Below are 761 nucleotides of genomic sequence, written 5' to 3' on the forward strand. Positions count from 1 at the left end.
TGCTTTCAGACCATGCGCGTAATCGTTGAGTGCACTTTCTCAGCCCTCAAGAACACGGATCACTTGGTGTGCCCATTTTGTCGTGGAACTGCCGGCGGCGCCACGCCAAAAAATACGTGTATTTAGGTGTTTTTCCAATTTGGCGACGCGTGTGCTGACCGTCTGTTGGGAAACATTGAGATATTTCGCAGCCTGATTCATTCCTCCGTGTCGGGCTACAGCGAGGACGATGTCAACCGTGAGGGCATCGGGAACGTAGCTTCGTCGAACGGAAGAGAACCGAGAGTCATCACCATCTCGTGCGGGGTACATGCTTTCATTGTAACCCTGTACGGATTTTGTGCTCTCCCGTAAACGTTCAGCAGTACATAGCCTGAAGCGCATGCTTAAAATTGAGAATAAAATGGAACTTCCGCCACTCGGACCTGGCTGGGCCGGAGCAGTAATGGTACTAGGGATCTCCTCGTCCCTCATTGAGACTCATCTCAGCCCCGTTGTGGGGCATCTCCCCGCGAAGATCATGATTGTTGCCGCAACTCTTCTCGCTCTGGCGCTCTCCATAGGCTTCATTAGGCACCGCAATCCGGGCTTTCGCCCCAATAACATGCCCGCGTGGTGCATGGTCTCTATGGGGATTTTAGCTTTAGGCAGCGCCTACTCGCTTATTTTTAATGCCTGGATGATTCATATTTTGTGTTGGGCAGCCGGAACCATCCTTGGTGTGATTACCTGCCTAAGGTATCTGCAGTTCCTTATTTGTT

1 protein-coding gene and 1 pseudogene are annotated in these 761 nt (G+C 51.5%); one reads left to right on the plus strand and one right to left on the minus strand.

Annotation, left to right across the window (positions count from 1 at the left end; translation table 11 throughout):
- Positions 1–39: 39 nt before the first annotated feature.
- The gene (locus D8M29_RS14030; protein ID WP_202975982.1) at positions 40–312 is read right to left on the minus strand and encodes a LysR family transcriptional regulator; all 273 of its coding nucleotides are present in this window, start codon (positions 310–312) and stop codon (positions 40–42) included.
- 70 nt (positions 313–382) lie between these two features.
- Between D8M29_RS14030 and D8M29_RS13215 the strand changes: the two are divergent.
- Positions 383–761, plus strand: a pseudogene (locus D8M29_RS13215) (hypothetical protein); the annotation flags it as partial.

The sequence above is a fragment of the Micrococcus sp. HSID17227 genome (assembly GCF_003989405.1).
Lineage (GTDB): Bacteria > Actinomycetota > Actinomycetes > Actinomycetales > Micrococcaceae > Micrococcus > Micrococcus luteus.